This is a genomic window from Streptococcus sp. 68 (assembly GCF_013277415.1).
Lineage (GTDB): Bacteria > Bacillota > Bacilli > Lactobacillales > Streptococcaceae > Streptococcus.
The window spans coordinates 153153-177145 of record NZ_VMMX01000010.1; the positions used below are offsets into that span (position 1 = coordinate 153153).

Genomic DNA, 23993 nt, shown 5'->3' on the forward strand with positions numbered 1-23993 from the left:
GAGATGCTGGGTACACCGACCAGCCAAAGGATCCGTTATTTCAAAGGAGGGGCTTAAATGCTCCTTTTTTATTTAAAAATTTCAAAATAGATTACACTCACCGCAGGCTTAGGCTTGCGTTTTTTTGTTTGACAAAATTAAAAAAATGTGTAAGAATAAGTAGAATTGAAAACAGGAAAACTCACCTCCTTTCGATTCGTCTAGCCTTTTCGTGAGGCAATGAGGGGGCGGAGAGACGCGCTCGTCAACAGAAGTATCTCATTGGAAATGTTGCTCACTTTTTAGTGAGCTTTTTATCTAGGGAATAGAAATGAAAAGCAAAAAATTAAAATTAGGTCAAATTGATTTAAAAATGTGCAAGGATTACGACCTTATTCAAGCGATGGACTATGACTTTAAGACGAAGGAAGTAATGAATAAAGGAAGGGGATTTGCGGTAACTGTTGTCAAAATACAGGGGCTAACTTTCTTGATTCCATTTAGAAGTTACATTCCTAAAAAGTATCAATTGAAGTATAAGCTTAGAAATTCAGCAAAAGAAGGATATGTTGAAGGATTAGATATTGGTAAAACATTGATTTTAGAAGATAAAAGTTATTTACTAAATACCACTTTTCGCCTTCGGAAAGTCGAAGATTATTATAAAGTAATGGATAATGATAAAACTATAATCAATAAGTTAGTGAAAGCTATTATAGACTATAACCGTGCTTTAGAAATGAACGATAGAAACAAACTTGAAGATCCTAAACGCTTTAAATTCTCAACATTCCAGAATTATTCTACTAGATTAAGAGTCATAACAGAAAAAGACTATTTAGAATAGATAATGTTTCCGCAGGCTTAGGCTTGTGTTTTTTTATAGTAGATTGAAATAAGATTTGAACAAATTGATTAGGAAAGTCAAATTAATTTCTAGCAATGTTTTAGTAGTCGAAGTGTACTGTTCTAGTTCCAATTCACTCTATTCTTCAAAAAAGCCCGATTTTATGGGGTTTTAATTCTGATAAAATCCGATAATTTCGGCATGATAAGGTGAGGTAGTTATTGTCTTAATGCTCAGTTACGTTCTGGAAATCGCTAGAATTTTTTCAAAAAAGCCCGTAATAGTTGAATTATCTAAGCTTTAACAGTATAATTAAGCTAGTAGCTTCATCAGGAGGTTCTATGCTACAATATAGTGGGTGGCACGGCACCACCAATAAAAGGAAAGAAAAGATTCTATCTGCTGGGTTTTCTTATGAGAAATATAAACCTGGTATTCATAAACAGAGACATCCGAACGATTTGGGTAATGGTATTTACTTTTTTCTACCTTTTAACAAAGATACTGGTAAAACGATTGCTTCTGCTTATGTCGCAAAGTATAAGTCATTTGAACTAAGCAAACCTGGGGTTAGGCCTGAGTTAATTCATGCTAAAATCACCCTAAAATCTATAGATAAGATTTTTATTTTAGATAACCCAAAAAACCAAAGGTTATTAGAGGAATATCGACAAGCGGCATCTATTCAAATTGAACGTGAGATTGCAGGTATTTCAGGTAGCGGAGCCAAAAATAGAGCTACTCTTCTTAACCAAAATCAAGGATTAATTATTGAACTGTTGCTTGATTTAGCGTCTCAGCATGGGAAGAATTATGAAGCAGTGCAGTCCAAAACATATACTGCTATTCCATCTTTACCAGTAATTGACGGAAAGAATGGAGAGGAAATTTGTATCCGTGATTTAAATTGTATTACAAACATTTTATAAATAAGGAGGCTTTTATGAGTTTATTGTCAAACTTTTTAGGAACTGAAGAATTTTCTTTGATGGATTCTCCAATGTTCCAAGAATTAGTTGAAAATATTAAGGCCAACAAAATTTATTCAGTAAACAATGAATTTGATTATGATTTGAATATATCAGGAAGTCTTAAAAAATATAAAGATGAAATCCATTTTACTCCTCAATTAAATAATCAAAAAGAGTTTGATGATTTGAATTCTGTAACTAAAGTAAATGCAATGCCTGAATATAATATAAAAAACAAGAAGTCATGTTTTTCATATTTACCAATAGATTCTGAAAACTTAATTACAACAAAAGAAAATAGTGAGGTGGCAGCTTAATGTCCTCTTTACAATTTAAAGATTACTTTTTAAATGAAGTATCGTATCGAAGAAATCCTAGTTTTGACCAAACAAATAGTACTATTAATTTACAGCCTGAATTGTCTGCACAGATTTTAATAAGAAAATCTGAAAACCTTGCTTATGTTAACTTGATAACAAAGCAAGGAAATATAGATTCAGATGATTCTGCTTTTGAGCTTATTGTAGATATTGTTGGAGAATTTTCATTTATATATGACGAGACAGAATTTGATATTGATTTTGAAACTTTTCTTAAAGAGAATGGTTTAGCAATTCTTTGGTCCTATATTCGGCCTATCGTATCTGATATGATTACTCGGGGTAATGAGTTCCCCAACTTCATATTGCCTGTCGTTAACATTAAAAAAATGCTTGAAGACAAAGATTCTATCAAGTTAACATACGAATAAAAACAGTGTATGTATTTTTCAAAGCTCCAATGAAATGCTTTCACATTTAAAAGGTATTCGGAGAACTATAAATCAAAATTGTGATAAAATAAATAGGATCAAAGAGTTTTGTATGATAGTAGTTTCAATTTAAACTCTACCTTCTTCGAGACTCAGCTATCAATGAAAATCACCAGAAGGGCAGTATTTTAAGGCTCTTCTGGTGGTTTTTGAATTGTTTGGTTAGTGTGAGATATGAATAATTGGGGGTTTAATATTCTTCGAAAATCTCTTCAAACCACGTCAGCTTCCATTTGCAACCTCAAAACAGTGTTTTGAGTAACCTGCGGCTAGCTTCCTAGTTTGCTCTTTGATTTTCATTGAGTATAAAAGCAAGAACACCTTGCCTGGCGCAGGGTGTTTCGCGTGAAACAGAAGAATTGGCTAAGATGCATCATATCAAGCTTAGTTCATAACATTTGATTTATAAAACAAAAAAGAGTATAATGAATTATGCCAGTCTAAAATTTACATAAAAATTTTAGGGGGGGGGCTTTTTATTTGTCCTTCCATTATATATTAACCGATAATTATCGGAAAAGGAGCAAAATGATATATGTTTTATAAAGGTAATGAAGATAGAGAAAAACGCTTGCGGTTTTCGATTCGTAAGGTTAGTTTTGGAGCTGCTAGTGTTGCAGTAGCAGCCTTGTTCATGTTTCCAGGAAATGGGACAGTGTCTGCTACAGAGCAAGGTGTAACCCCAACTAATGAGGGAAGACAAGACTCACCACTGAAAGACCCAGATGTCCAGAATGGAACCTACGGGGCGACTCCAGTAGTCAGTCAGTTGGATGGAAATTCTGGTGGCAGTGAGACTACTGCTCCGAAAGATCAAGAAGAAACAACTACTCCAACATCTACTGATGCAAGCGCATCATCAGTCGAATCACCTACTGTTTCAAAAGAGAAAGAAGAAACATCTACTGCTGCCACTCCAGCGCCAGTAGCATCATCGACTGCTTCAGCAACAGAAAAAGCAGAAGAAAAAGCTACATCTGACTTGGATAAAAAACAGCTGGAAGATTACGTAGCAGAAATTGATGCTAAATTAGCCTCAGGTAGCTATGCGACTAAGACAGATGAAAGTGTCGCAACCCTTAAAGAACATTTAGAATTAGCAAAACTTGCCCTAACAACAGCCACAAGTCAAGACGAGTTGACAAAAGCTTATAGAAGACTCTTTATGACAGCGAGCAGCGGTTTACGTAGTAAGCCTAAAGCCCAAGTGGAAAGTCCTAAACTAGATACCACAGAAGGAAAAGCGACTGTCGGTAAGAAAGCTAGCAATACTGAGAAAGCTACAGGAACCAACTCTATCGCAAACTCAGGACAACATGATCCACGTAATAGACAAGCCCTAGATAGAAATAATCCATTCCGTACGGATGGGGCAACAACTGATACTGATCCAGCTGCGAATCAGACTTACACAGCGCCAAGAGTAAAAGCAGGATTAGATGAATTAACAGAAAAATTATTAAATTTACCGGAAAGAATTCAAAATAATGATAGTATAAAAGATGGTGCTATTAATAAATTAGGAGCTGAAAAAAATGTTGAAGTAGGTCATGTAAAAGAAATTAATGATTTTGGCGGCTGGAAAGCAGTCGGAGATGGGAAATTTGCGATTGGTAGAAAAACTAAGTATGGAACATTTCCTATAGAAACTATTAATTCATTATTGAATGATACTATCTATCTTAGAGAACAGTCTTTTGATAAGACGCAAGACTATATGCTTTTCTTAACAAAGGCTAGAACAAGAGCAAACTCAAATGAAGAAGCTTTTGATGGAAGTGCATATAAGTACAAAGATGAAGGACTTGAAATTGCTAAAGCAGTTAAAGGTTTTGATGGGATTGAGAAGACTTTTAAAGCTTACTCATCTGAAGATGGTTCGAGGGTAAAGGTAAGCTTTAAACCTGGATATACAGGAGATATTGATGGTAAAAAAGCTAAATATAAAGTAGAGGTATTTAGTATAAAAGAAGGGGTGGAGAAGAAAATATATTCCACTGAGTTTTATCCAGATAAATCTGTTAAAGATGCAGATAAAACGGTGATAGCAGCAAAAGACGGAACAAATGCCGTATCAACTAGAGTGTCAAATACAGGAAGTGATGCTACAAAGCCCAGTGATACACGAAGAGGTTATATAGGGAGAGATGAGGTAGAAAAACGTTTAGCAACCCCTGCTAATTTACCTAATGGTACAGAAGGTACTTTTACAAGTAGAGATATTGAATTAGAAAAAGGTGTCGATTCGTACAAAGTTAGAATTAGTTCAGCGGATAATTCCAGAGTCGGAATGAGTTATCAAGCTTGGGATTTGAAATATGCATTACCGATTTCATCGTTAGACTTTTCAATTGATCAAGACACAAATAATGTTGCTAGAAATCTTTTACAAAAGGTTTATGAGAAACTGCTTGAAACTCGTGATTCAGATAAAAGAGGAAAAACCCCTGAAACACAACAAGCTTATCAACATCAATTAGATGCTATCAATCAATTGTTAGCTGGAGAATTAAAGTCAACAGCAGAATATAAAAAAATCTTAAATGTTACGTTGCAAAAACAAGCAGAGTTGAAAGTTGACAAATCAACCTTAACAAGTTCAAAAGCTTCTTTAGATGATTTAGTAAATGACGATCCAACTCCAGGTAAGACTCCAGAAACCGTTGCCGCTTATAACCAAGCTAAAACTGCCGCGGAACAAGAAGCTGAAAAGGCAAAAGCAGTTATAGACAGTGATACAGCAACTGTTGATGAAGTAGCCCAAGCTGTGGCTAATGTAACGGCTAAAAGAGCAGAATTAACAGCAGCTAGAGCACTTTTAGTAGTTGCAGCGTCTGATGACCAAAAGACTAAATTACAAAATGACTCGGAGGCGTTGAAAGAAGCAGATAAGATAGGTAAAACGCCGAAGAGTATAAAAGAATATGAGGATAAATATAAAACATTAGAAGCTGCATTAACTGCCGCAAAAGAGCAAGCAAAAACAGTACTAGATAAAACAGTAAACGCAGGTAAAGTAGAAGCAACGTATGCTCAAATTGAAGTTGATAAAATCAAAGCTGAATTAGATAAAGCAGCTACCCTATTGAAAGATAAAGGAAAAACAACTGAATTAGAACAGGCTAAAAATGATTTAAATGATTTCATAAACCAGCAAACAACAGCAAGGGTGACAGAAGGTCAAACAAAAGATAGTCAAGATGCTTATACTACTGCAAAAGCTGCCGCAGATAAAGCGGTAACTGATGCACAAGCTGTAATTGCTAGTGAAAATTCAACAGTTGAAGATGTAGCAAATGCATTAGCTGATATTAAAGTTAAAAGAGCAGCGTTAGAAGCAGCTAAAAAGAATTTAGTCCCCGCAGCGACAGAAGCTCAAAAAGCAAAATTAGAAAAAACTGTAGCAAAACTAGTAGAAGCAAGTACGGAAGGAAAAACTCAAGACAGTATTAATACGTATAACGAAAAAATACGAGAACTAACAGAAGAACTAAATCAAGCCAAAGCTGCGGCGGATAAAATCAAAACAGATGGAGTGAATGCAACTAAATTAGCTGCACTTGAAGCACAAGAAGCAGTCAATACAGTGCTAGAAAAACTAGCAACAGCCAAAGAAGCGTTAGTAGAAAAAGCAACAGACGAGCAAAAAACAGCCTTAGAAGGAGCAGACGCAGCCTTAACACCAATTGCAGAAAATACACTAACTGGAGTTAAAACACCAAATAGTATCGAAGCATATAATCAAGCTGTAGCAGCAATCCAAGCAGACTTAACGCAAGCCAAAGCGAAAGCAGCAGAACTAGTAGAAAAAGCTAAAGATAATAATGCGACAAAAGCAGACGCAACAGTAGCATTAGCCAAAGTAGAAGAGCTAAAAGCAAAACTAGCAGAAGCAAAAGGCTTACTAAAAGACAAAGCAAATACAACAGAGTTAACAAACGCAAAAGAAGCACTAAAAGCATTAGCCGCAACAGAAAATGTCACAGCAGGAAAAACAAAAGAAACAGCAGACAAATATGATGCAGCAAAAGTGGAGGCAGATCAAGCAGTTAAAGATGCAGAAACACTAATTGCAGATCCAAATGCGACACCAGAACAAGTAGCAACAGCCCTAGCGAATGTTAACACTAAGAAAGCAGCGTTAGAAAAAGTCAAAGAAGCGTTAGTAGATAAAATAACTCAAGACCAAAAAGATGAGTTAGCGAATGCTGATGAGGATCTTAAATTAGCAGACAAAACTGGTAAAACGAATGATAGTATCAAAGCTTATAATGATGAAGTTGGCAAATTAAGTGCAGACTTAGAAGCAGCGAAGCAAGCAGCTAAAGATTTATTAGCTAAAGGAGATAATGCTGGTGAATTAGAAGCTTACAGACTCCAAGCTAAGATTGACAAGTTGAAATCAAAATTAGCAACAGCAGCAAAACTTCTAAAAGATATTGATAAATCAGCTGTTAAGAAAGAAGTCGAAGAAGCAGCTAAGAATGCAACAGATACTATTGAAGCGAATGTAGATTTGCCAGCTGATAAAAAAGCAGAAGCGAAAGCAAAAATAGCCGACGAAGCAAATAAAGCAATTGCTGCAATTGATGATGCAACAACGGAAGATGATGTTACAGCAGCTAAAAATGCAGGTAAATTAGCAATTGCTAAGGAAGCAGCCAAAGCAGAACTAGAAGCAGCTCAAGCGATTAAAGAAAAAGTGATTGCTGGTAACGAGAAACTTTCTGATGACGAAAAACAAGCCGTTAAAGAACAAGTTCAGAATGTTGTAGATGAAGCTAAGAAAGCTATAGATGCTGCAACAGAGCAAGTAGCGGTAGATAATGCAAAAACAACTGGTAAAGAGGCTATAGATGCACTAAATCCAGTAGGAAAAGAAAAAGCATTAGATGAAATCCAAAAAGTAACAGAAGCTAAGTTAGAAGCAATTGATAAGAACGAGAAATTATCAGAAAAAGAAAAAATCAAAGCAAAAGCAGAAGTTGCAAAAGCTGCAATTGCTGTAGTGGAAGCTATTGAATCAGCTACAACACAAGCAGAAGTAGATGCCAAAGTGACGGAAGGAAGCCAAGCTATCTCATCAGTTGCAGAAGTTGGAAAAGACAAGGCTAAGGCAGCAGTAGACTCAGCCCTATCTGCTAAGGAAACTGCAATTGACAGCAACGCTAAACTTTCAGACGCAGAAAAATCAGCAGCCAAAGCAGCAGCTAAGAAAGCGGCAGAAGATGTTAAGAAAGCTATTGAATCAGCTACAACACAAGCAGAAGTAGATGCCAAAGTGACGGAAGGAAGCCAAGCTATCTCATCAGTTGCAGAAGTTGGAAAAGACAAGGCTAAGGCAGCAGTAGACTCAGCCCTATCTGCTAAGGAAACTGCAATTGACAGCAACGCTAAACTTTCAGACGCAGAAAAATCAGCAGCCAAAGCAGTGGCTAAGAAAGCGGCAGAAGATGCTAAGAAAGCTATTGAATCAGCTACAACACAAGCAGAAGTAGATGAAGCTAAAACAACAGGAATAACAGCTATATCAGCAGTAAATCCAGTAGGAAAAGAGAAAGCACTAGCAGAAATTGAGACAGCTTTAGCAGAAAAATCAAAAGCGATTGATGCAAGAACTGATTTATTGACAGCAGAAAAAACTACTGCCAAAAAAGCCGCAGAATCAGAAGCAGAAACAGCTAAGGATGCGATTCGTAAGGCAATGAGTCAAGACGATGTCGCTAAAGTAACGGAAGTTGGAAAAGCTAATATTGCAAAGATTGATCCAGTAGGTGCAAAAGCAGCATTTAAGAAAGCTGTTGAAGAAGTACTGGCAGATAAGCTGAAAGAAATCGATGCGAGAACAGATTTAACTTTTGAAGACAAAAATAAGAAAAAAGAGTTGGTAAACAAAGTCGCAGCCGCAGCTAAGCAAGCAATCGACAACTCCACAAAACAATCAGACCTTGATAAAGCACTCAGAACCTTCTTATACCAAGTTGATCAAGATGCACTTGTAGCTGATCTTCCAGAATTAAAACTAGAAGATGCCCTGAAAGCTTTAATCAATGGAGTAGTGAAAGTTGAACGCGGTACAGCCCTTTCCCAAGCAGATGTGTTAGCGAAATTAGATTTACCAGAAGAAATCTCAGTCATCAAGATGGAATTGCCTGATACGAATACTATCGGTACTAAAATTGCTATAGTGACATTAAGATTAGCGGATGGAAGTGTACAAAAACTTGAAGTTCCAGTTGAAGTGATTTCACCAAACAATCAAGATATGATACCTCCATATAATGGTGGAAACTACGGCCCTTCTGTCGATAACGGAATGACGAACACTCAAGCAAAAGTGAATAAATCCAAGTTAGAAAGTGCTATTCATCAGCTAGATGAGCTAATCATCCAAGAATCAGCTAAGCTTGATGCAGAAACTGTAAAAGCAGCAAATGACTTATTATCAGAGGCGAAAACAGTATCTGCCGATGCAAACGCAAGTCAAGCAGAAGTGGATGCAATGGTGAAACGTATCGAAGACTTCATGGCGAAACTTGCTCCAGCAGCTGACCATGTAACTCCAGCTGAGGATCAAAGTGTTCAGACACCAGCTGTAGCTCCAGCTACTGCTCAAGCAGCGAATGCCAACCAAGAAGCATCAGCACAAGCAAATGCGCCTAAAGAATCTAAAGAATTGCCAAATACAGGTACAGCAGATTCTACTGTAGCTATGGTAGCAGCTGCCGCAAGTGCCTTACTTGGTCTTGGTCTTGTAGGACGTCGTTGTAAAGAAGACGAAGAAGCTTAATTGGTAGATTGTTTGATAATTATCAGATGATAAGTCCGATTTTCAAAGCTGAAACAAGTACCTCTCATAAGAAAATCTCCTAGTAGGAAAGCCTGCTAGGAGATTTTTGCATTTCAGGAAGTTGACGGCTGACTTGGTAACCAGCGTAACCGTTCAATAACGAAGTATATTGAAAAATTTCCAGACTCGAGAACTCACTGATAGTTCCTAAGCTGGAGATTTCTTATTTGCACTTTTTGTAGGGAGTCAGTCTGGGAGAAATCAGACACTATAATGAACTGAGTCTGGACTAGTACAATATCGCTTCTAAAAAACATTGTTATAAATTGATTTGGCCTTGCCTTATACTCAATGAAAATCAAAGAGCAAACTAGGAAGCTAGTCGCAGGTTGCTCAAAACANNTGCAGATGGAAGCTGACGTAGTTTGAAGAGATTTTCGAAGAGTATTAGCTTTCTAAAAAAGTTGAGAAAATCAGTACCTTTATTTTTAGACAGAGCTCATGATGAGTTTTGAGAAAAAACGTTAAAAAGAGAAAAACGCCTATGGTCAAAAGTCTAAGGAACTTGATAATAGGCTTGTTTTCTAAAAATAGTGGGCTTCATTGCTCCTAAAATTTTGTTTGAGAGAGCTAGCACAGGGTAACAGAGTGACGCCATCACTGGGCTAATAGAGATAAAATAAACAATTGATTTAGGATATTTGTTTGATAGTGGTGATAAAGTTTTAAATCTGCTACATAATTTGTGGAGTTTTTTCTATAATTAGTAGTTTAACCTAACCTGTAAATAGGAGTATACTAATAATGTAATCGTTATCAAAAGTCTAAAAAGGAATTTTTAGATGGATATCAAAATAAAAAGGGAGGAAATTATGAATAAGTTTTCAAAAACCTTGAGAGACAACTGGATCTTTCTCTTGATGGTTTTACCAGGGGCACTCTGGTTGATTCTATTCTTCTACATTCCAGTATTTGGGAACGTGGTTGCCTTTAAAGACTACCACATGACCAGTAATGGATTCATAGATAGTATCATGAATAGTAAATGGGTCGGACTAGATAACTTCAGATTCTTGTTTAGTTCAAAAGACGCCTTTATTATCACACGAAATACTGTCCTCTACAATCTCGGCTTTATCTTTATCGGTTTGATTGTGTCTGTAGGGATTGCCATCATCCTCAGTGAACTCCGTTCTAAGCAAATGGTTAAGGTCTTCCAAACTTCTATGTTGTTCCCTTACTTCTTGTCTTGGGTTATCATCAGTTTCTTTACAGATGCCTTCCTAAACATCGATAAAGGGGTGTTCAACCATTTCCTAGAATCTATCGGAATGAAGGAAATCAATTTCTACGCTGACTTGGGTATCTGGCCATATCTCCTACTTTTCCTAGGTATTTGGAAAGGCTTTGGATATAGCAGTGTCATGTACTATGCGACAATCATGGGAATTGATCCAACCTACTACGAAGCAGCAACAGTGGACGGAGCTAGCAAATGGCAACGAATTCGCAATGTAACCATTCCGCAGTTGACACCATTGGTAACCGTATTGACCATCCTTGCAGTCGGAAATATTTTCCGTGCAGACTTTGGTCTCTTCTACCAAATCCCCCACAATGCTGGTCAGCTTTATAACGTAACCAACGTCTTGGACGTATATGTTTATAACGGCTTGACTCAGACAGCAGATATCGGGATGGCTTCAGCGGCAGGTCTCTACCAATCAGTTGTCGGTTTGATTCTGGTTATCTTATCAAACTTACTTGCAAGACGAGTTGATCCAAACTCAGCCTTGTTCTAGAAAGGAGGAGAATATGGCAGAAAAGAAAATTAAAAAAGAAAAAATTGATAATGTCGGCATTCACTCCTTCAGTAAGAAAGCAGATATCTTCTTCAGTATCATTTCTGGTTTGATAGCCCTCTCTTGTATCCTACCCTTCGTATTCGTTATCGTGATTTCGGTGACAGATGAAAAGAGTATCCTCCAAAATGGATATAGCTTCTTCCCATCCCAATTTGGATTAGACGGTTTTGAATTTTTGGCACAGTTTAAGGATAAAATCCTCCAAGCCCTCTTCATCTCAGTCTTTGTAACAGTGGTGGGGACTATCACAAACGTTTTTATCACAACAACCTATGCTTACGCCATCTCGCGGACAACCTTTAAGTATCGCAGATTCTTTACGATTTTTGCCCTTCTTAGTATGTTGTTCAACGCTGGTTTGGTACCGGGCTATATCGTGGTCACTCGTTTGCTTCAACTTGGGGATACAGTTTGGGCCTTGATTGTTCCAATGCTTCTCTCACCATTTAACATCATCTTGATGCGATCCTTCTTCAAGAAGACCATTCCAGAAGCTATTCTAGAATCCGCTCGTATCGATGGTGCTAGTGAGGCCCGGATCTTCTTCCAAATCTGTTTGCCATTGTCACTACCAGGTATCGCAACCATAACGCTCTTGACAGCTCTTGGTTTCTGGAATGACTGGTTCAATGCCCTTCTTTACATTAAGAGTGACAACTTGTATCCATTGCAATATTTGCTCATGCAAATCCAACAAAATATGGATTACATCGCCAAAGCAGTCGGTCTATCTGGTCAACTGGGAGTTGCTCTACCAAAAGAAACAGGACGTATGGCCATGGTTGTAGTTGCAACCCTTCCAATCGCGATTTTGTATCCATTCTTCCAACGCTACTTTGTAAAAGGTTTGACTATCGGTGGTGTGAAAGAATAGTACTTGTCGAGAAATACCCTTTCTCATTTCCAAACTTCCCTTGCGTGAAGTTAAGATCATTACATTGTTTATAAGTTTAAAAATAAAAAAAGGAGTTTTTGTCATGAAAAACTGGAAAAAATATGCTTTTGCATCTGCTAGCGTCGTCGCTTTGGCTGCTGGTCTTGCTGCTTGTGGAAACCTTTCAGGTAACAAAAAAGCTGCTGACTCAGCTTCAGGTGATAAGACTGTTATCAAAATGTACCAAATCGGTGACAAACCAGATAACTTGGATGAATTGCTAGAAAATGCCAACAAAATCATCGGTGAAAAAGTTGGTGCTAAATTGGATATCCAATATCTTGGATGGGGTGACTATGATAAGAAAATGTCAGTTATCACATCATCTGGTGAAAACTACGATATCGCCTTTGCATCTAACTATGTTGTAAATGCTCAAAAAGGTGCCTATGCTGACTTGACTGACTTGTATAAGAAAGAAGGGGCAGAGCTTTACAAAGCACTTGACCCAGCATACATCAAAGGTAACAGCATTAACGGTAAAATTTACGCAGTTCCAGTTGCAGCCAACGTTGCATCATCTCAAAACTTCGCCTTCAATGGAACTCTTCTTGCTAAATACGGTATCGATATTTCAGGTGTCACTTCATACGAAACACTTGAGCCAGTCTTGAAACAAATCAAAGAAAAAGCTCCAGATGTAGTGCCATTTGCGGTTACTAAGAACTTTATCCCATCTGATAACTTTGACTACCCAGTTCCAAATGGACTTCCATTCGTTATCGACCTTGAAGGGGACACTACTAAGATCGTAAACCGTTACGAAGTGCCTCGCTTTAAAGAACACTTGAAGACTCTTCACAAATTCTATGAAGCTGGATACATTCCAAAAGACGTAGCAACAAGCGATACTTCATTTGACCTTCAACAAGATACTTGGTTCGTTCGTGAAGAAACAGTAGGACCAGCTGACTACGGTAACAGCTTGCTTTCACGTGTTGCAAACAAAGACATCCAAATCAAACCAATCACTAACTTCATCAAGAAAAACCAAACAACACAAGTTGCTAACTTTGTTATCTCAAACAACTCTAAGAACAAAGAAAAATCAATGGAAGTGTTGAACCTCTTGAACACTAACCCAGAACTCTTGAATGGTCTTGTTTATGGTCCAGAAGGCAAGAACTGGGAAAAAATTCCAGGTAAAGAAAACCGTGTTAAAGTCCTTGATGGCTACAAAGGAAACACTCACATGAGTGGATGGAACACTGGTAACAACTGGATTCTTTACATCAACGAAAACGTTACAGATCAACAAATTGCAGATTCTAAGAAAGAATTGGCAGAAGCTAAAGAATCTCCAGCGCTTGGATTTATCTTTAACACTGACAATGTGAAATCTGAAATCTCAGCTATTTCTAACACAATGCAACAATTTGATACAGCTATCAACACTGGTACTGTAGACCCAGATAAAGCGATTCCAGAATTGATGGAAAAATTGAAATCTGAAGGTGCCTACGAAAAAGTATTGAACGAAATGCAAAAACAATACGATGAATTTTTGAAAAACAAAAAATAATCAGCTAAATTGATTTCGTGTATTCATTCCTAACTCCTAAAATAAGAATCACTGCTTTCCTCAGGATTATCTGGGGAAGGCAGTGGTTTTTTGAAAGTTTTTGAAGCCATGTATGCTGAGGAAATGTATAAAGACTACCAAACCTAATTTATTTCAGGTTGTTATAAATACCATCTAAATATGAGTGAATTTCTTGTCGTATAGATTGTAAAGAATGATTTCTAGTTGTATCAATGACACCGAATATTCTGTAATGACTACGGAAAAGTTTATCATAATCAATGTGACTTCCTATGATGATAATGTTGGCAAATTCAGAACGGAGTCGTATATCTTCTATATAAGAATACATTGTATCTGAAGATAAAAACATTGATTTTATGATAAAATAGGTAGTAGTGTTATAGGAATAGATGATACGCCTAGAAACTATAATTCTCGTTTTTGTTGATAAGTTTTCTTTAATATAAGAATTGATGTCACTTGTGATGATATATCCTAATAATGAAAAATGTAGAATTTGAATTGTATCCATATTTCTCCTCTTGCTCTATCATATCAAAAACATCCGATAGAAGATGTCGAAATCTTAGATTGTATAAATGTTAGCATGAAATATTGAAAAATAACCATTTATGATAACTCAGATACCTTTAAAGATTTTTTTCATCATAGGATACTAGTTTTGATATGATATAGGAGAGTAAGGAGGAAAAATATGCAAGAATATATTTTAAGCCAAGGCAGAGCAGTTGTTAAAGTGCCTCATTCTAAGGTTTACTATGTGACAACACATCCTACGAAGGCACATGCTGTTATTTTTATTACAGCTGATGGAGTATTTGAGAAGTATATGAGCCTAGCTAGAGTTGAGGAAATGAGTCTGGGTAAATTGTTCAGGTGTCATAGAAAGTTTCTTGTTAACTTATCCAAAGTAATAGGATTGAAGTATGAAACGAAGACTATTTTATTTATGGATGAAAGAGTATCGGATATTAGCTGCTCTAGAAGATATTTTAAAACTGTAAAAGAAAGATGGTTAAATACTAAAGGAGACGAGAAATGAATATCTTTATATTAGAGGATGATTTTATACAGCAGACTAGGATGGAAAATCTGGTGTATGATATTTTAGAGAAGAATTGTTGGGAAGTAAAGCACTGTGGTGTTTATGGTAAACCAAATCAATTGTTAGAAGATATGATGGAACGTGGAGGTCATCAACTTTTCTTTTTGGATATTGAAATTAAAAACGATGTTAGAAAAGGGTTAGATATTGCTTTGGAAATCAGAGATAGAGATCCAAATGCAGTCATTGTTTTTGTAACAACTCATTCAGAATTTATGCCTGTTAGTTTTCAATATCAAGTATCAGCTTTAGATTTTATTGATAAGGAATTACCTGAAAGTGCTTTTAGGGAACGTGTGGAAAAAGCAATCGCTTATGTTCACAAGAATAAACATCAACTAATGACTGAAGATTCTTTTGTGTTTACAAATTCTAAAGCACTCGTTCAGGTTCCGTTTTCGGATTTGCTTTATATAGAAACGTCAATGATTCCTCATAAGCTAGTTCTTTATTCTATGAGAGAAAGAATAGAGTTTTACGGTAAAATTTCTGATATATTGAAGCAAGAACTCAGATTGGTTCAGTGTCATCGTTCTTTTATTGTGAATCCTTATAATATCTCTTCAATAGATAAGGAAGAAAAACTAGTCTATTTGAAGAACGGGTCAAGTTGCCTAGTATCTAGGTTAAAAATGAGGGAATTGCTGAATATAGTTAAAGATTTACATGATAGTAAGGAGTAGTAAATGTCTTTTGTGTTAGTATCTTTGAATTTTTACATACTTTTATTTCTTCATGCAAAAATTTATGGCTATCAATTGACTATAAAGAGATCTTTGGAGTTATTGCTTTTCTATTTTTTATTAGAGTTTTTACTTTTAATCTTGATTAAGACGTTCTATATCCCTGTTGTTATTACAGTACTAGATTATCCCATCTTTTTTATTATCTACACATTTTTGTTGGATAAAAAGAAGTACAGTCTGATATTGACACTTTTTTATGCTCTGTTTCCTATCACATTTTGGTCGATTATCTATGATTTCTTTGTTGATTTTATTATTCCTAATTTTGCTAGTTTAACAGAAATATATGTTTATTACGATGCTACCATTTTCTCAATTTTAGCAAGTCTCCTATCTTTGCTTATAATAAAAGTTTTTCAGTATGATTTTAGCTATCTAAGAAGTAAAGTGTTGGATAAACATTTAGCTCAAATAATGAGGATTGCTAATGTTGTAATGTTGGGTTATTTTATCTTGGTTCCTTTTATTGGTTACATTAAAAACAGCCTGAATTTATCTGTAAATCATTATCAAGGAGCTATAACTGCAATCTATTTCTTTTTATTTATCTATTTTGTCAATATACTGGACAGAAATGTACGTGAGGAATTGCAAAAAGATTTAGTACTTCAAAAAGAGATTCAACTTCAAAATCTTAAGAGCTATAGTAAACAAGTAGAAGGACTTTATCAAGAGGTTAGAAGCTTTAGGCATGATTATGCAAATATCTTAACAAGTTTAAAGATAGGGATAGACCGAAAAGATATTGATTTAGTTGCTCAAATTTATGACAGTGTCTTGAAAGACTCAGGGAAAAATTTAAAAGATACAAAATTTGATGTAGTGAGATTGAGAAATATAGAGGATTTATCCTTGAAGAGTTTATTAATCTCAAAATTATCCGAGGCTCAGAGTTTACTAGTGCCAGTTTCTTTAGAAATAGAAAAACCAATCGTTATCAAAAAGATTGAGGAAATTGATTTTTTAACAGTTGTTTCTATATTGTTAGATAACGCGATAGAGGCCGCTGCAAGCGCCACTGTCGAGGAACCTCTAAGTGTTTGTTTTTTTGAAGATATGAGAAATAATAAGCAAGTTTTAATTATCCAAAATCCGACCCTAGATAGAGAGATTGATGTTACAAAAATATTTGAGAGAGGAATGTCGTCTAAAGGGCAGAATAGAGGAGTTGGTTTGTCTAATGTTAATAGTATTTTGACAAAATACCCAAATATCATTCTAAAAACTACAAGTTCTAATTTTAGATTTAAACAAGTCTTAGAGATAGAAGTATAGGTGGGGATGGGTGACTTGTATCTTCTATAATCTTTTCATGATAAAACGCATAGTATCAGTCATTTTGAAATCTGATATTATGCGTTTTTATAATTCTATAGATTTTTTATGGTTTGAAAGTAGTCCGTAATTTTAATGGTGTTGTTATAGTTTCATATAGCTCTTCCCACCATCCTCCACCTGTAATCTGGTTGAGTTCAGTAGTTGTTAGTTTTTGAAATGAAGTTAGGTTTTGCTTCTTATCCATGTTATGATTCTCCTGTTTTATAAGATAATAAATAGTTATAGAGTGTTATCTGAAAATTAATCAGAATGGGTTAAAATTTTATCTTTGAAATAATCAAAATATGTTTTCTTTGCAGTTACACTAGTGACGCGACCTTGTAAGCCATATTGGATAAGTTTACTATCCTCATTAGATAGTTTTGCAAGAGCGCTTAATTTAAAGAGATTTCCTTGCTCTGTTCTGGTAGGAGTTTGGTCAATTGTCTGAAGTTGGCCGATGATGGTAATGCCGTGATTTCCAATTTTCTCCAGTTTTAATCTTACAGTTTGTCCTTTATCTAGTAGAGGTAGATAGTCAGAAGATACGTAGTAAGTGATTAGTACTTCTCTTGTATCTGTGATGACAGGGAATATTTGAGCAATTTCTGTACCAGTTGGAATTCTATTTTTACCTTCAAATTCACTGTTTAAGTGAATGATACCTTTACTTGGAGCGGTTAAGGTATTGTTTTCTAAGCGCTGTGTGGCTTGATCTAGTTGTACTTTTAATTCTGTTAATTGGTTCTCCACGGTTAGTTGTTGCTGTGAGGCTGTCTGTAAAAACTGAGTGCGGAGTATTTCAATTTTGGTTGCTAAACTGTTATCATAAGTTGCTACACTTCCGATACCAGCTTGCTGAATTTTGAGGCTTGCGATAGATGATTCCAGACCTGCAATACTTTGATTAATTTGAGATAAAAATGGCTCCTCTGCAGTTCCTTGTGTTTGTCCTTGTGAGGCTACAAGATAACGATTCAAAATTGACTGGTGCGGATTGCCAGTTGGTAAGCGAGCCCTTTTATTTATGATAGCATCTCTCAGCTCTTGATATTCTCCAATTTGTTGTTGAACTTTTGTGATTTCTTGTTCGATGGCTGATGAACTGCTATTGGTAAGATTGGCTTGATTTGAAACTTCAGTGTTAGTCTTTGAGATACCTAGCTCAGTATCATGAGCTTGTTTAGTAAAATTCCTAAAGGTATTATGGTAGCCAAATTCATCCTCGCCAGAAAAAAGATCAGTCGCTTTTTCTAAGCTTTGTCTCAAAATTCCAAGTTCTTCTTTTTGCTTCTCAAGTCTGTGTAATTGAGTTTCTAAGGCAGTTTTCTGACTTTCTTCCATTGTTTCAGAGTATTTGATGAGTAAGTCACCTTTTTCAACTACTTGATTTGCAAATAAATGATTAGCTAGGATAGGATTATCACTGGTCGATTGAATGGATGCAATGACACTTGTAGGGGTGATTTCCCCTTGGGAAGTAACAGTAATTTCTTTTGTGGCAACAAGGGAGAAAATCAAGATGAAAGTAAACAGTAATGAAAGAGGTATAATTAACACTGTCGCATAGTTATGGTAACGTCTCTGATAAAACTCGACGCTTCTAAAAAGATTAGGATTCATGACATTCTCCTTATTTGTTGAATAGATGGTGGTAGAAGCCTTGCGTCTGCATTAACTCTTGATGACTACCAACTTCAATGATTTTCCCCTGGTCAAGAACAATGACACGGTTAGTCCGTTCAGCTATACTGAGACGATGGGCTACAAAGAGAATGGTTTTATCAGTGAGGGACATAAGATTATCTATAACTTTTTTCTCAGTCAAGACATCAAGACCGCTAGTAGCTTCATCTAGTATTAAAACAGGAGCTTTAGTTAAAAGAGCACGAGCGAGAGCGATTCGTTGCTTTTGTCCTCCTGATAGACCAGCTCCATCAGAGAGCTGAGTTTGATAGCCCATAGGCATTCTTTCAATGTCTTGACGGATTTCAGCTAATTCACAAGCTCTTAGAATATCTTCTTGGCTAATCATATGATTACCGCCCAAGGTTAAATTTTCCAAGATAGAGCCATTAAAGATATAGGCTTGTTGAGGTAGGTAATTGATATGACGGCGCAAAACTTTTTTATCAATGTTTTTAATATCCTGATGATTGATGGAAATATGTCCTTTGTAGGGTTCAAAGAAATTGACAATCATTTTGGCTAAAGTTGTTTTACCAGAACCACTAACTCCAACTAGGCTAACCTTATCTCCTTGTTTAATCGTGAGATTAATATCTGTTAAGGTATCTCGTCCAAAACCATACTTATAAGAAAGGTCATCAAATTCAATATCGCCCATCAAAAAATGTGAATGAACAGGATTTTCTTGAACTTGAAATTCAGATTCGACTAGATAGACTTCGTTCAAACGGTTATTAGCAACCTTCGCAGATTGGAGTTTGGTTTGGAGGTTGATAATATTTTCCATAGGAGTTGTAAAGTAAGAAAGAAGTGTGTTAAAGGTAATCAGCTGACCGATAGAAATTTTACTCGACATGACTAATTGAGCGCCAAACCATAGGATAAGGATATTCAGAACTAATTTTGTTCCCTGCTTTAAACTCGTTTGTAAAATAGAATATTTACTGAGTTTAAAGGATTTTTCCAAATACTCTACAAATTCGCTGTCTATATTTTGATAGCGATTTTCTTCACTCGTGAGCGACTTTATAGTTTCAATCCCGTTGATATCTTCGATAATGGCAGAGCTAACCATAGAATTACTTTGCATGACATCATGGTTCATTTTTTCGAAAGGCTTCATAAAAGAAAAGATGATGAACATGTATATAGGAATGGAAATAAGAGAAAGAAGGAAGAGATTAGGGTTTTGTGCCAGTAAGACGCCCCCTACAAGAATCAGAATAGAAACATCCAGAAAAAGAGAAAGAATGGTAGAAGCCAAGGCATCTATAATAGAGTTAGCATCTGTGAACCGTGAAATGATTTCTCCTGTACGACGTGTCGCAAAGAAAGACATAGGAAGTTCAAAAATATGGCGAATATAGGATAAAATCACATCAATGCTTAATCTCTGGCTCAGAACGGTTAGGAGATAATCTCTGGAGAAGCTCATGACTTGTTGGAGGATATAGGTGATAACCAGACCAACTGAGATGATTCCTAAAGTTGATTTCATCTGATTTGGAATGTATTCATCCAAGATTCCTTGAAGATAATAAGAACCACCTATATTGATAATCGTGACCAATAAGCTTGAGAGAACAATGTAAGCAATGAGAGATTTTTGTTTGAAAATCAGAGGAAGGAAGCTTAGTAGGCCATTCTTTTTATCTTTATGGGGTTGATAGCTGGGTTTGGGAGCTAGAAAAATAGCTACTCCAGTCCATTCAGAGAAAAAGCGTTCTTTTGACATTTTGGTGATTTTTACAGAAGAGTCAGGATCACCAATAATCAGATAGTCTTTCTTTGTTTGATAGACAACATAGTAATGTTGGAGTTTTCCTTCTTTGTTAACGTGAACGATAAAAGGATAGGGGACATCACTCATATCAAAGAGAGTTTTATCTGCTTGAACAGGTCTTGTTTCAAAGCCCATTTCATCAGCGGCTTTTACAATGCCAAGAGCAGTCGTCCCTTCTTTATTGGTCTTTGCAAGTTCTCTCAAGTGAGCTAGAGAAAAATCTGAACCATAGAATTTAGCAATCGAGGCTAAGGCAGCAACACCACAGTCTCTAGCATCTATTTGAGGAACAAATGTACGTTTATAAGAAGTCATTGGCAATTCCTTTCATATAGTGTATATGTCTATTATGCCAAACTTTGCTAAAAAACTTCTTGTTAAATCGTAAATGGTATTTATATTGTCATGAACAGTAATTTTTATTAAGTAAGATGAACCATCGATTTTTATAGTTGATGATAGTATATATTAGTTTTAGGCTTTGATAAAATTTATTAAAAACATTTCGTGATGAAAAAAAGACATTTTATGATTTTAAAAAATGATATTAGTTAATTATGATATATTGATGTTGTCAAGGTTGCAACAGGACAAAAATTAAAAATAAAAAGGAGTATTTGTCATGGATACAAAAATGATGTCACAATTTTCTGTTATGGATAATGAAATGCTTGCTCGTGTTGAAGGTGGAGATAAAGTAGGGGCTGGAGAAGTTGTTCAAGCATTAGGAATTTGTACAATAGGAGGTGCAGCTCTGGGGAGTGTTATCCCAGTTGTGGGAACTCTTGCCGGCGGGGTTTTAGGAGCACAGTTTTGTACAGCGGCTTGGGGAGCTTTTAGAGCAAGTTAAACTTTTAGCGATATAGTAGATTGGAAATAGTAGTAAAAGGAGGTGATTTATATGAAATACAGATTATTTCTTATTATTTTCTTGAGTAGTGTTTTGGATATTCTTTTAGGTACATTTTTGAAAATCTCGAATGTATCGATTGGGTGGATTGTTCTCTACAGTGGCTTATTTGAAGCAGGAGTTTTCCTTCTTGCTAATAAAGGTTTGGCGGTAAAAATCAAGGAATCAGACATTCAAAAACGCTTTAAATTTATTTTTGGAAAAACGGTATGGTTTCAAATTCTTTTGCTCATCTTTTTGGCGGTAAAACTTTATCTTGGTTTGGATGAGAGACTGATTTTACTTTATGGAAATATTTTCATTGTCTTTAATGCCTTAGTTTATCTTTTGTCTACTAGCCAAATTAATTTAACAAAGAAAGTGTGAAAAGAATGGAACAATCAGTAAATAATTTTATCATTTTATCCGATGAAAAATTAACAATGATAACAGCTGGTGATAAACAACTTGCAGACAGATTTTTAAGTGGAGTAGGTGGTGCAGTTGAGGGGCTTTCGCTTTGTGCACAGACAATCCCCTTCCCAACTCCGCAGATTTATTTAATTTGTGCAGCTGGTGGGGCGGCAGCTTCAGTTTTATGGCCACATTAGAGGATTTAGTTAGGATATAGAATTATTAATCTGGGTATCTCTTTACGCTTATACTCTCTATACTGTATAGGAACGTATCATGTATAAACACTTATTTTTTCCATATTCAAAAATCTTAGACTGGTTGACACCCTATATTCTAGTCTTGGCTTCTGACACCATTGCATTTAATGTTTTTGTGCTAACCTTTGTATCTGTAGTGGTTTTTTCTTTCCTGAATCCCATGCTAGCTTTTATAGCTATATTCTTAGGGGCTGGCTATGTTGTCGGGTTTTGGTTATTAAAATGGTTTGTTTTAGAGAGATTGGAGGTAAAGGATGACTTGTAGGAAGGTGTACTTAGTGTTTAAGTGGTTATCTTTATGGTCGTTTTCAATAAAGATTATACCTTGTTTTTGATTTTTAGTATAGTAACGTCAAATGTAGCTCCTTACATTCATTCCTAACTCCTAAAATAAGAATCACTGCTTTCCTCAGGTTGGTCTGGGGAGGGCAGTGGTTTTTTACCTTATTTAGATAATTATCCGAATTAGATGATATAAACAATATTAAAATGATAACAGATGATTAAAATATTAAAATTTCTTATATCTTTATTAATTTTTCTTAAGTAGATTTTTAGAATAAAGTAGCTTATAATAAGAGTACAATGAAAGCGCTTAACATTGTGAAAATTCATCTTGTTCTGATTTAAGAGATCTATAGATACAAATTTTTAAGCAGTCGTATATAGATGTATGTCATTTACACAGTTCTATATACTTAAAAATTTATAGAATGATCAATTTAAACGAGGTAGGTGAAAAAATGATAAAAGTTGTTCTCTATTCTTTTTAGGAACAAGAAATTTTACATGAGGTTATTCAAATGAAAAAAACACCCAATCGATGGTTAATTTTGGCAGCAGCCATTTTAACGAATCTATCTCTAGGTGCTGGTTACGCCTGGTCAGTCTTTCAAAAGGCGCTGCTAGAAACCAATGCTAGTCAAGGATGGGTTCAAGCCCAAACTTCTTTGGCCTTTAGTATTTCTTTTGCAATGGTACCTGTTGGTATGATTATTTTCGGTCCTAAGGTTGATTCAGCAGGACCTAAGAAATTTGTATTCCTAGGTGGTATTCTATTCGGTGCTGGTATGTTTGCTACTGGATTTGCTACTTCTCTTCCAGTCCTGTACCTCACTTACGGGGTTGTCCTAGGACTTGGTATTGGTTCAGCTTATGGAGCATCTACTTCAGTTGCCACTAAGTGGTTCCCAGATAAAAAAGGTTTAGCTGGTGGTTTGACAGCAGCAGGTTTCGGGTTAGGCCCGCTCATTATCGGTCCAGTTGCCAAAGCTTTGATTGCTTCTATGGGTGTTTACTCAACATTCAAAGTATTGGGTATCATTCTTCTAATTGTTATTTGCACTTCTTCATTGGTAATGGAAAAAGCTCCTGCAGCAGCGTCGGCAGCTGGAACAGCTCAACCAGAAGGTAAAACTTACAAAGAAATGCTTCGTGATGGAAATTACTGGCTTCTATGGTTGATTTACGTTCTTGGTGCTACTGGTGGAATGATGATTATCGGTACTGCAGCATCAATTTCTGACCAGTATAAACTTGTAGGAGAAGCTACACTATTCGTTATGCTGGTATCTATCGCTAATACATTTGGTCGTATCTTCTGGGGTACGGTATCTGATAAGATTGGTCGCTATCCTACCGTTATTGCCATGTTTGGAGCGGTTGCTACTGGTTTGTTGCTCACAGCCTTATTCAAAGGTCCTGGAAGCATCTTGGCCATCCTTGGAATTATGATGGTTGCCTTGTCATTTGGAGGCTTCCTCGGTTCATTCCCAGGAATTACTGCTGAAAACTGGGGAGTTACATACGTAGGGACAAACTATGGATGGATGTTTACTGCTTATGGCGTAGCTGCTATTGCTGGTCCTCAGTTAGGAGCACGTCTTGCACAGGAAAACCAAGGAGATTATACAATGGCCTTCTTTATCGTTATCGGCATGGCTATCCTTGGTATTCTACTCCAACTGTTCTATATGGCTAAAGCTAAAAAAGTTTAAAAATGAATCCTTGGAAAATCCAAGGATTTTTTAAAATATGATTGATACTA

General features: G+C 36.0%; 20 protein-coding genes. 16 read left to right on the top strand and 4 right to left on the bottom strand.

The annotated features are described in order from the left end of the window. Positions 1-310: 310 nt before the first annotated feature. From HT720_RS05480 to HT720_RS05515, 8 genes are all read left to right on the top strand, one after another. Entirely contained in the window at positions 311-826 is a 516-nt protein-coding gene (locus HT720_RS05480) for a hypothetical protein (RefSeq protein WP_173274921.1), read from the top strand. Between the two features lie 341 nt (positions 827-1167). After that, positions 1168-1755 carry a hypothetical protein gene (locus HT720_RS05485; RefSeq protein WP_138704746.1) on the top strand — a complete coding sequence of 196 codons (588 nt, stop codon included), beginning with the start codon at positions 1168-1170 and terminating at the stop codon, positions 1753-1755. Positions 1756-1769: 14 nt separating this feature from the next. Next, the gene (locus HT720_RS05490) at positions 1770-2114 is read left to right on the top strand and encodes a hypothetical protein (protein WP_050252545.1); all 345 of its coding nucleotides are present in this window, start codon (positions 1770-1772) and stop codon (positions 2112-2114) included. Continuing rightward, positions 2114-2548 carry a protein-export chaperone SecB gene (locus tag HT720_RS05495; protein ID WP_000096818.1) on the top strand — a complete coding sequence of 145 codons (435 nt, stop codon included), beginning with the start codon at positions 2114-2116 and terminating at the stop codon, positions 2546-2548. Before HT720_RS05490 ends, HT720_RS05495 begins: the two co-directional genes overlap by 1 nt. A gap of 595 nt (positions 2549-3143) precedes the next feature. Beyond that, on the top strand, positions 3144-9398 hold the full coding sequence (locus tag HT720_RS05500; protein ID WP_173274922.1) for a DUF1542 domain-containing protein: 6255 nt from the start codon (positions 3144-3146) through the stop codon (positions 9396-9398). Positions 9399-10270: 872 nt separating this feature from the next. Next, positions 10271-11200 carry a sugar ABC transporter permease gene (locus tag HT720_RS05505; protein WP_173274923.1) on the top strand — a complete coding sequence of 310 codons (930 nt, stop codon included), beginning with the start codon at positions 10271-10273 and terminating at the stop codon, positions 11198-11200. A gap of 13 nt (positions 11201-11213) precedes the next feature. Beyond that, the gene (locus HT720_RS05510) at positions 11214-12137 is read left to right on the top strand and encodes a carbohydrate ABC transporter permease (protein WP_023945674.1); all 924 of its coding nucleotides are present in this window, start codon (positions 11214-11216) and stop codon (positions 12135-12137) included. Between the two features lie 103 nt (positions 12138-12240). Beyond that, positions 12241-13719, top strand: coding sequence for an ABC transporter substrate-binding protein (locus HT720_RS05515; protein ID WP_173274924.1), 1479 nt, complete (start codon positions 12241-12243; stop codon positions 13717-13719). A 148-nt stretch (positions 13720-13867) separates the two neighbouring features. Here the strand turns inward: HT720_RS05515 and HT720_RS10225 are convergent, their stop codons facing one another. Beyond that, positions 13868-14254, bottom strand: a complete 387-nt coding sequence (locus tag HT720_RS10225; protein WP_240149943.1) for a hypothetical protein — start codon at positions 14252-14254, stop codon at positions 13868-13870. Between the two features lie 183 nt (positions 14255-14437). Between HT720_RS10225 and HT720_RS05525 the strand changes: the two genes are divergently transcribed. Genes HT720_RS05525 through HT720_RS05535 form a run of 3 tightly spaced genes read left to right on the top strand, consistent with a single transcriptional unit; the run spans position 14438 to position 16869 of the window. Then, positions 14438-14785, top strand: a complete 348-nt coding sequence (locus tag HT720_RS05525; protein ID WP_173273195.1) for a LytTR family DNA-binding domain-containing protein — start codon at positions 14438-14440, stop codon at positions 14783-14785. Then, positions 14782-15531, top strand: coding sequence for a response regulator transcription factor (locus HT720_RS05530; protein ID WP_173274925.1), 750 nt, complete (start codon positions 14782-14784; stop codon positions 15529-15531). The genes HT720_RS05525 and HT720_RS05530 overlap by 4 nt, the downstream gene beginning before the upstream one ends. 3 nt (positions 15532-15534) lie before the next feature. Then, entirely contained in the window at positions 15535-16869 is a 1335-nt protein-coding gene (locus HT720_RS05535; protein ID WP_173274926.1) for a GHKL domain-containing protein, read from the top strand. Positions 16870-16975: 106 nt separating this feature from the next. Here the strand turns inward: HT720_RS05535 and blpC are convergent, their stop codons facing one another. From blpC to blpA, 3 genes are read right to left on the bottom strand one after another with little or no spacing between them, the layout of a single operon-like run. Further along, positions 16976-17116, bottom strand: a complete 141-nt coding sequence (gene blpC / locus HT720_RS05540) for a quorum-sensing system pheromone BlpC (RefSeq protein ID WP_164226699.1) — start codon at positions 17114-17116, stop codon at positions 16976-16978. 56 nt (positions 17117-17172) lie between these two features. Further along, positions 17173-18534 carry a bacteriocin secretion accessory protein gene (locus tag HT720_RS05545; RefSeq protein ID WP_173274927.1) on the bottom strand — a complete coding sequence of 454 codons (1362 nt, stop codon included), beginning with the start codon at positions 18532-18534 and terminating at the stop codon, positions 17173-17175. A 10-nt stretch (positions 18535-18544) separates the two neighbouring features. Then, positions 18545-20698 (bottom strand): peptide cleavage/export ABC transporter BlpA, encoded by a 2154-nt coding sequence (gene blpA, locus HT720_RS05550; protein ID WP_173274928.1) that lies wholly within the window; start codon positions 20696-20698, stop codon positions 18545-18547. 307 nt (positions 20699-21005) lie between these two features. Here blpA and HT720_RS05555 point away from each other — a divergent pair, with 307 nt between their 5' ends. The 5 genes from HT720_RS05555 to HT720_RS05575 all read left to right on the top strand — a co-directional run bounded on the left by HT720_RS05555 (position 21006) and on the right by HT720_RS05575 (position 23943). Next, complete coding sequence (locus HT720_RS05555) at positions 21006-21233, top strand: Blp family class II bacteriocin (RefSeq protein ID WP_112444780.1); 228 nt, start codon at positions 21006-21008, stop codon at positions 21231-21233. Positions 21234-21284: 51 nt separating this feature from the next. Continuing rightward, a complete protein-coding gene (locus HT720_RS05560; RefSeq protein WP_173253422.1) occupies positions 21285-21659 on the top strand; it encodes an immunity protein in 375 nt (124 codons plus the stop codon). Between the two features lie 5 nt (positions 21660-21664). Continuing rightward, a complete protein-coding gene (locus HT720_RS05565) occupies positions 21665-21883 on the top strand; it encodes a hypothetical protein (protein ID WP_173213201.1) in 219 nt (72 codons plus the stop codon). Between the two features lie 79 nt (positions 21884-21962). Continuing rightward, positions 21963-22211 carry an immunity protein BlpZ gene (gene blpZ, locus HT720_RS05570; protein WP_112444786.1) on the top strand — a complete coding sequence of 83 codons (249 nt, stop codon included), beginning with the start codon at positions 21963-21965 and terminating at the stop codon, positions 22209-22211. Positions 22212-22749: 538 nt separating this feature from the next. Continuing rightward, entirely contained in the window at positions 22750-23943 is a 1194-nt protein-coding gene (locus HT720_RS05575) for an OFA family MFS transporter (RefSeq protein WP_173270177.1), read from the top strand. Positions 23944-23993 lie beyond the last annotated feature (50 nt).

Bases quoted from the DNA above. Each gene is read 5' to 3' on its own strand.
- HT720_RS05530 (WP_173274925.1), top strand. From the start codon at position 14,782: ATGAATATCTTTATATTAGAGGATGATTTTATACAGCAGACTAGGATG.
- HT720_RS05535 (WP_173274926.1), top strand. From the start codon at position 15,535: ATGTCTTTTGTGTTAGTATCTTTGAATTTTTACATACTTTTATTTCTT.
- HT720_RS05515 (WP_173274924.1), top strand. From the start codon at position 12,241: ATGAAAAACTGGAAAAAATATGCTTTTGCATCTGCTAGCGTCGTCGCT.
- HT720_RS05525 (WP_173273195.1), top strand. From the start codon at position 14,438: ATGCAAGAATATATTTTAAGCCAAGGCAGAGCAGTTGTTAAAGTGCCT.
- HT720_RS05485 (WP_138704746.1), top strand. From the start codon at position 1,168: ATGCTACAATATAGTGGGTGGCACGGCACCACCAATAAAAGGAAAGAA.
- HT720_RS05500 (WP_173274922.1), top strand. From the start codon at position 3,144: ATGTTTTATAAAGGTAATGAAGATAGAGAAAAACGCTTGCGGTTTTCG.
- HT720_RS05490 (WP_050252545.1), top strand. From the start codon at position 1,770: ATGAGTTTATTGTCAAACTTTTTAGGAACTGAAGAATTTTCTTTGATG.
- HT720_RS05560 (WP_173253422.1), top strand. From the start codon at position 21,285: ATGAAATACAGATTATTTCTTATTATTTTCTTGAGTAGTGTTTTGGAT.
- HT720_RS05555 (WP_112444780.1), top strand. From the start codon at position 21,006: ATGGATACAAAAATGATGTCACAATTTTCTGTTATGGATAATGAAATG.
- blpA (WP_173274928.1), bottom strand. From the start codon at position 20,698: ATGACTTCTTATAAACGTACATTTGTTCCTCAAATAGATGCTAGAGAC.
- HT720_RS05480 (WP_173274921.1), top strand. From the start codon at position 311: ATGAAAAGCAAAAAATTAAAATTAGGTCAAATTGATTTAAAAATGTGC.
- HT720_RS10225 (WP_240149943.1), bottom strand. From the start codon at position 14,254: ATGGATACAATTCAAATTCTACATTTTTCATTATTAGGATATATCATC.
- HT720_RS05510 (WP_023945674.1), top strand. From the start codon at position 11,214: ATGGCAGAAAAGAAAATTAAAAAAGAAAAAATTGATAATGTCGGCATT.
- blpZ (WP_112444786.1), top strand. From the start codon at position 21,963: ATGTATAAACACTTATTTTTTCCATATTCAAAAATCTTAGACTGGTTG.
- HT720_RS05495 (WP_000096818.1), top strand. From the start codon at position 2,114: ATGTCCTCTTTACAATTTAAAGATTACTTTTTAAATGAAGTATCGTAT.
- HT720_RS05505 (WP_173274923.1), top strand. From the start codon at position 10,271: ATGAATAAGTTTTCAAAAACCTTGAGAGACAACTGGATCTTTCTCTTG.
- HT720_RS05575 (WP_173270177.1), top strand. From the start codon at position 22,750: ATGAAAAAAACACCCAATCGATGGTTAATTTTGGCAGCAGCCATTTTA.
- HT720_RS05545 (WP_173274927.1), bottom strand. From the start codon at position 18,534: ATGAATCCTAATCTTTTTAGAAGCGTCGAGTTTTATCAGAGACGTTAC.
- HT720_RS05565 (WP_173213201.1), top strand. From the start codon at position 21,665: ATGGAACAATCAGTAAATAATTTTATCATTTTATCCGATGAAAAATTA.
- blpC (WP_164226699.1), bottom strand. From the start codon at position 17,116: ATGGATAAGAAGCAAAACCTAACTTCATTTCAAAAACTAACAACTACT.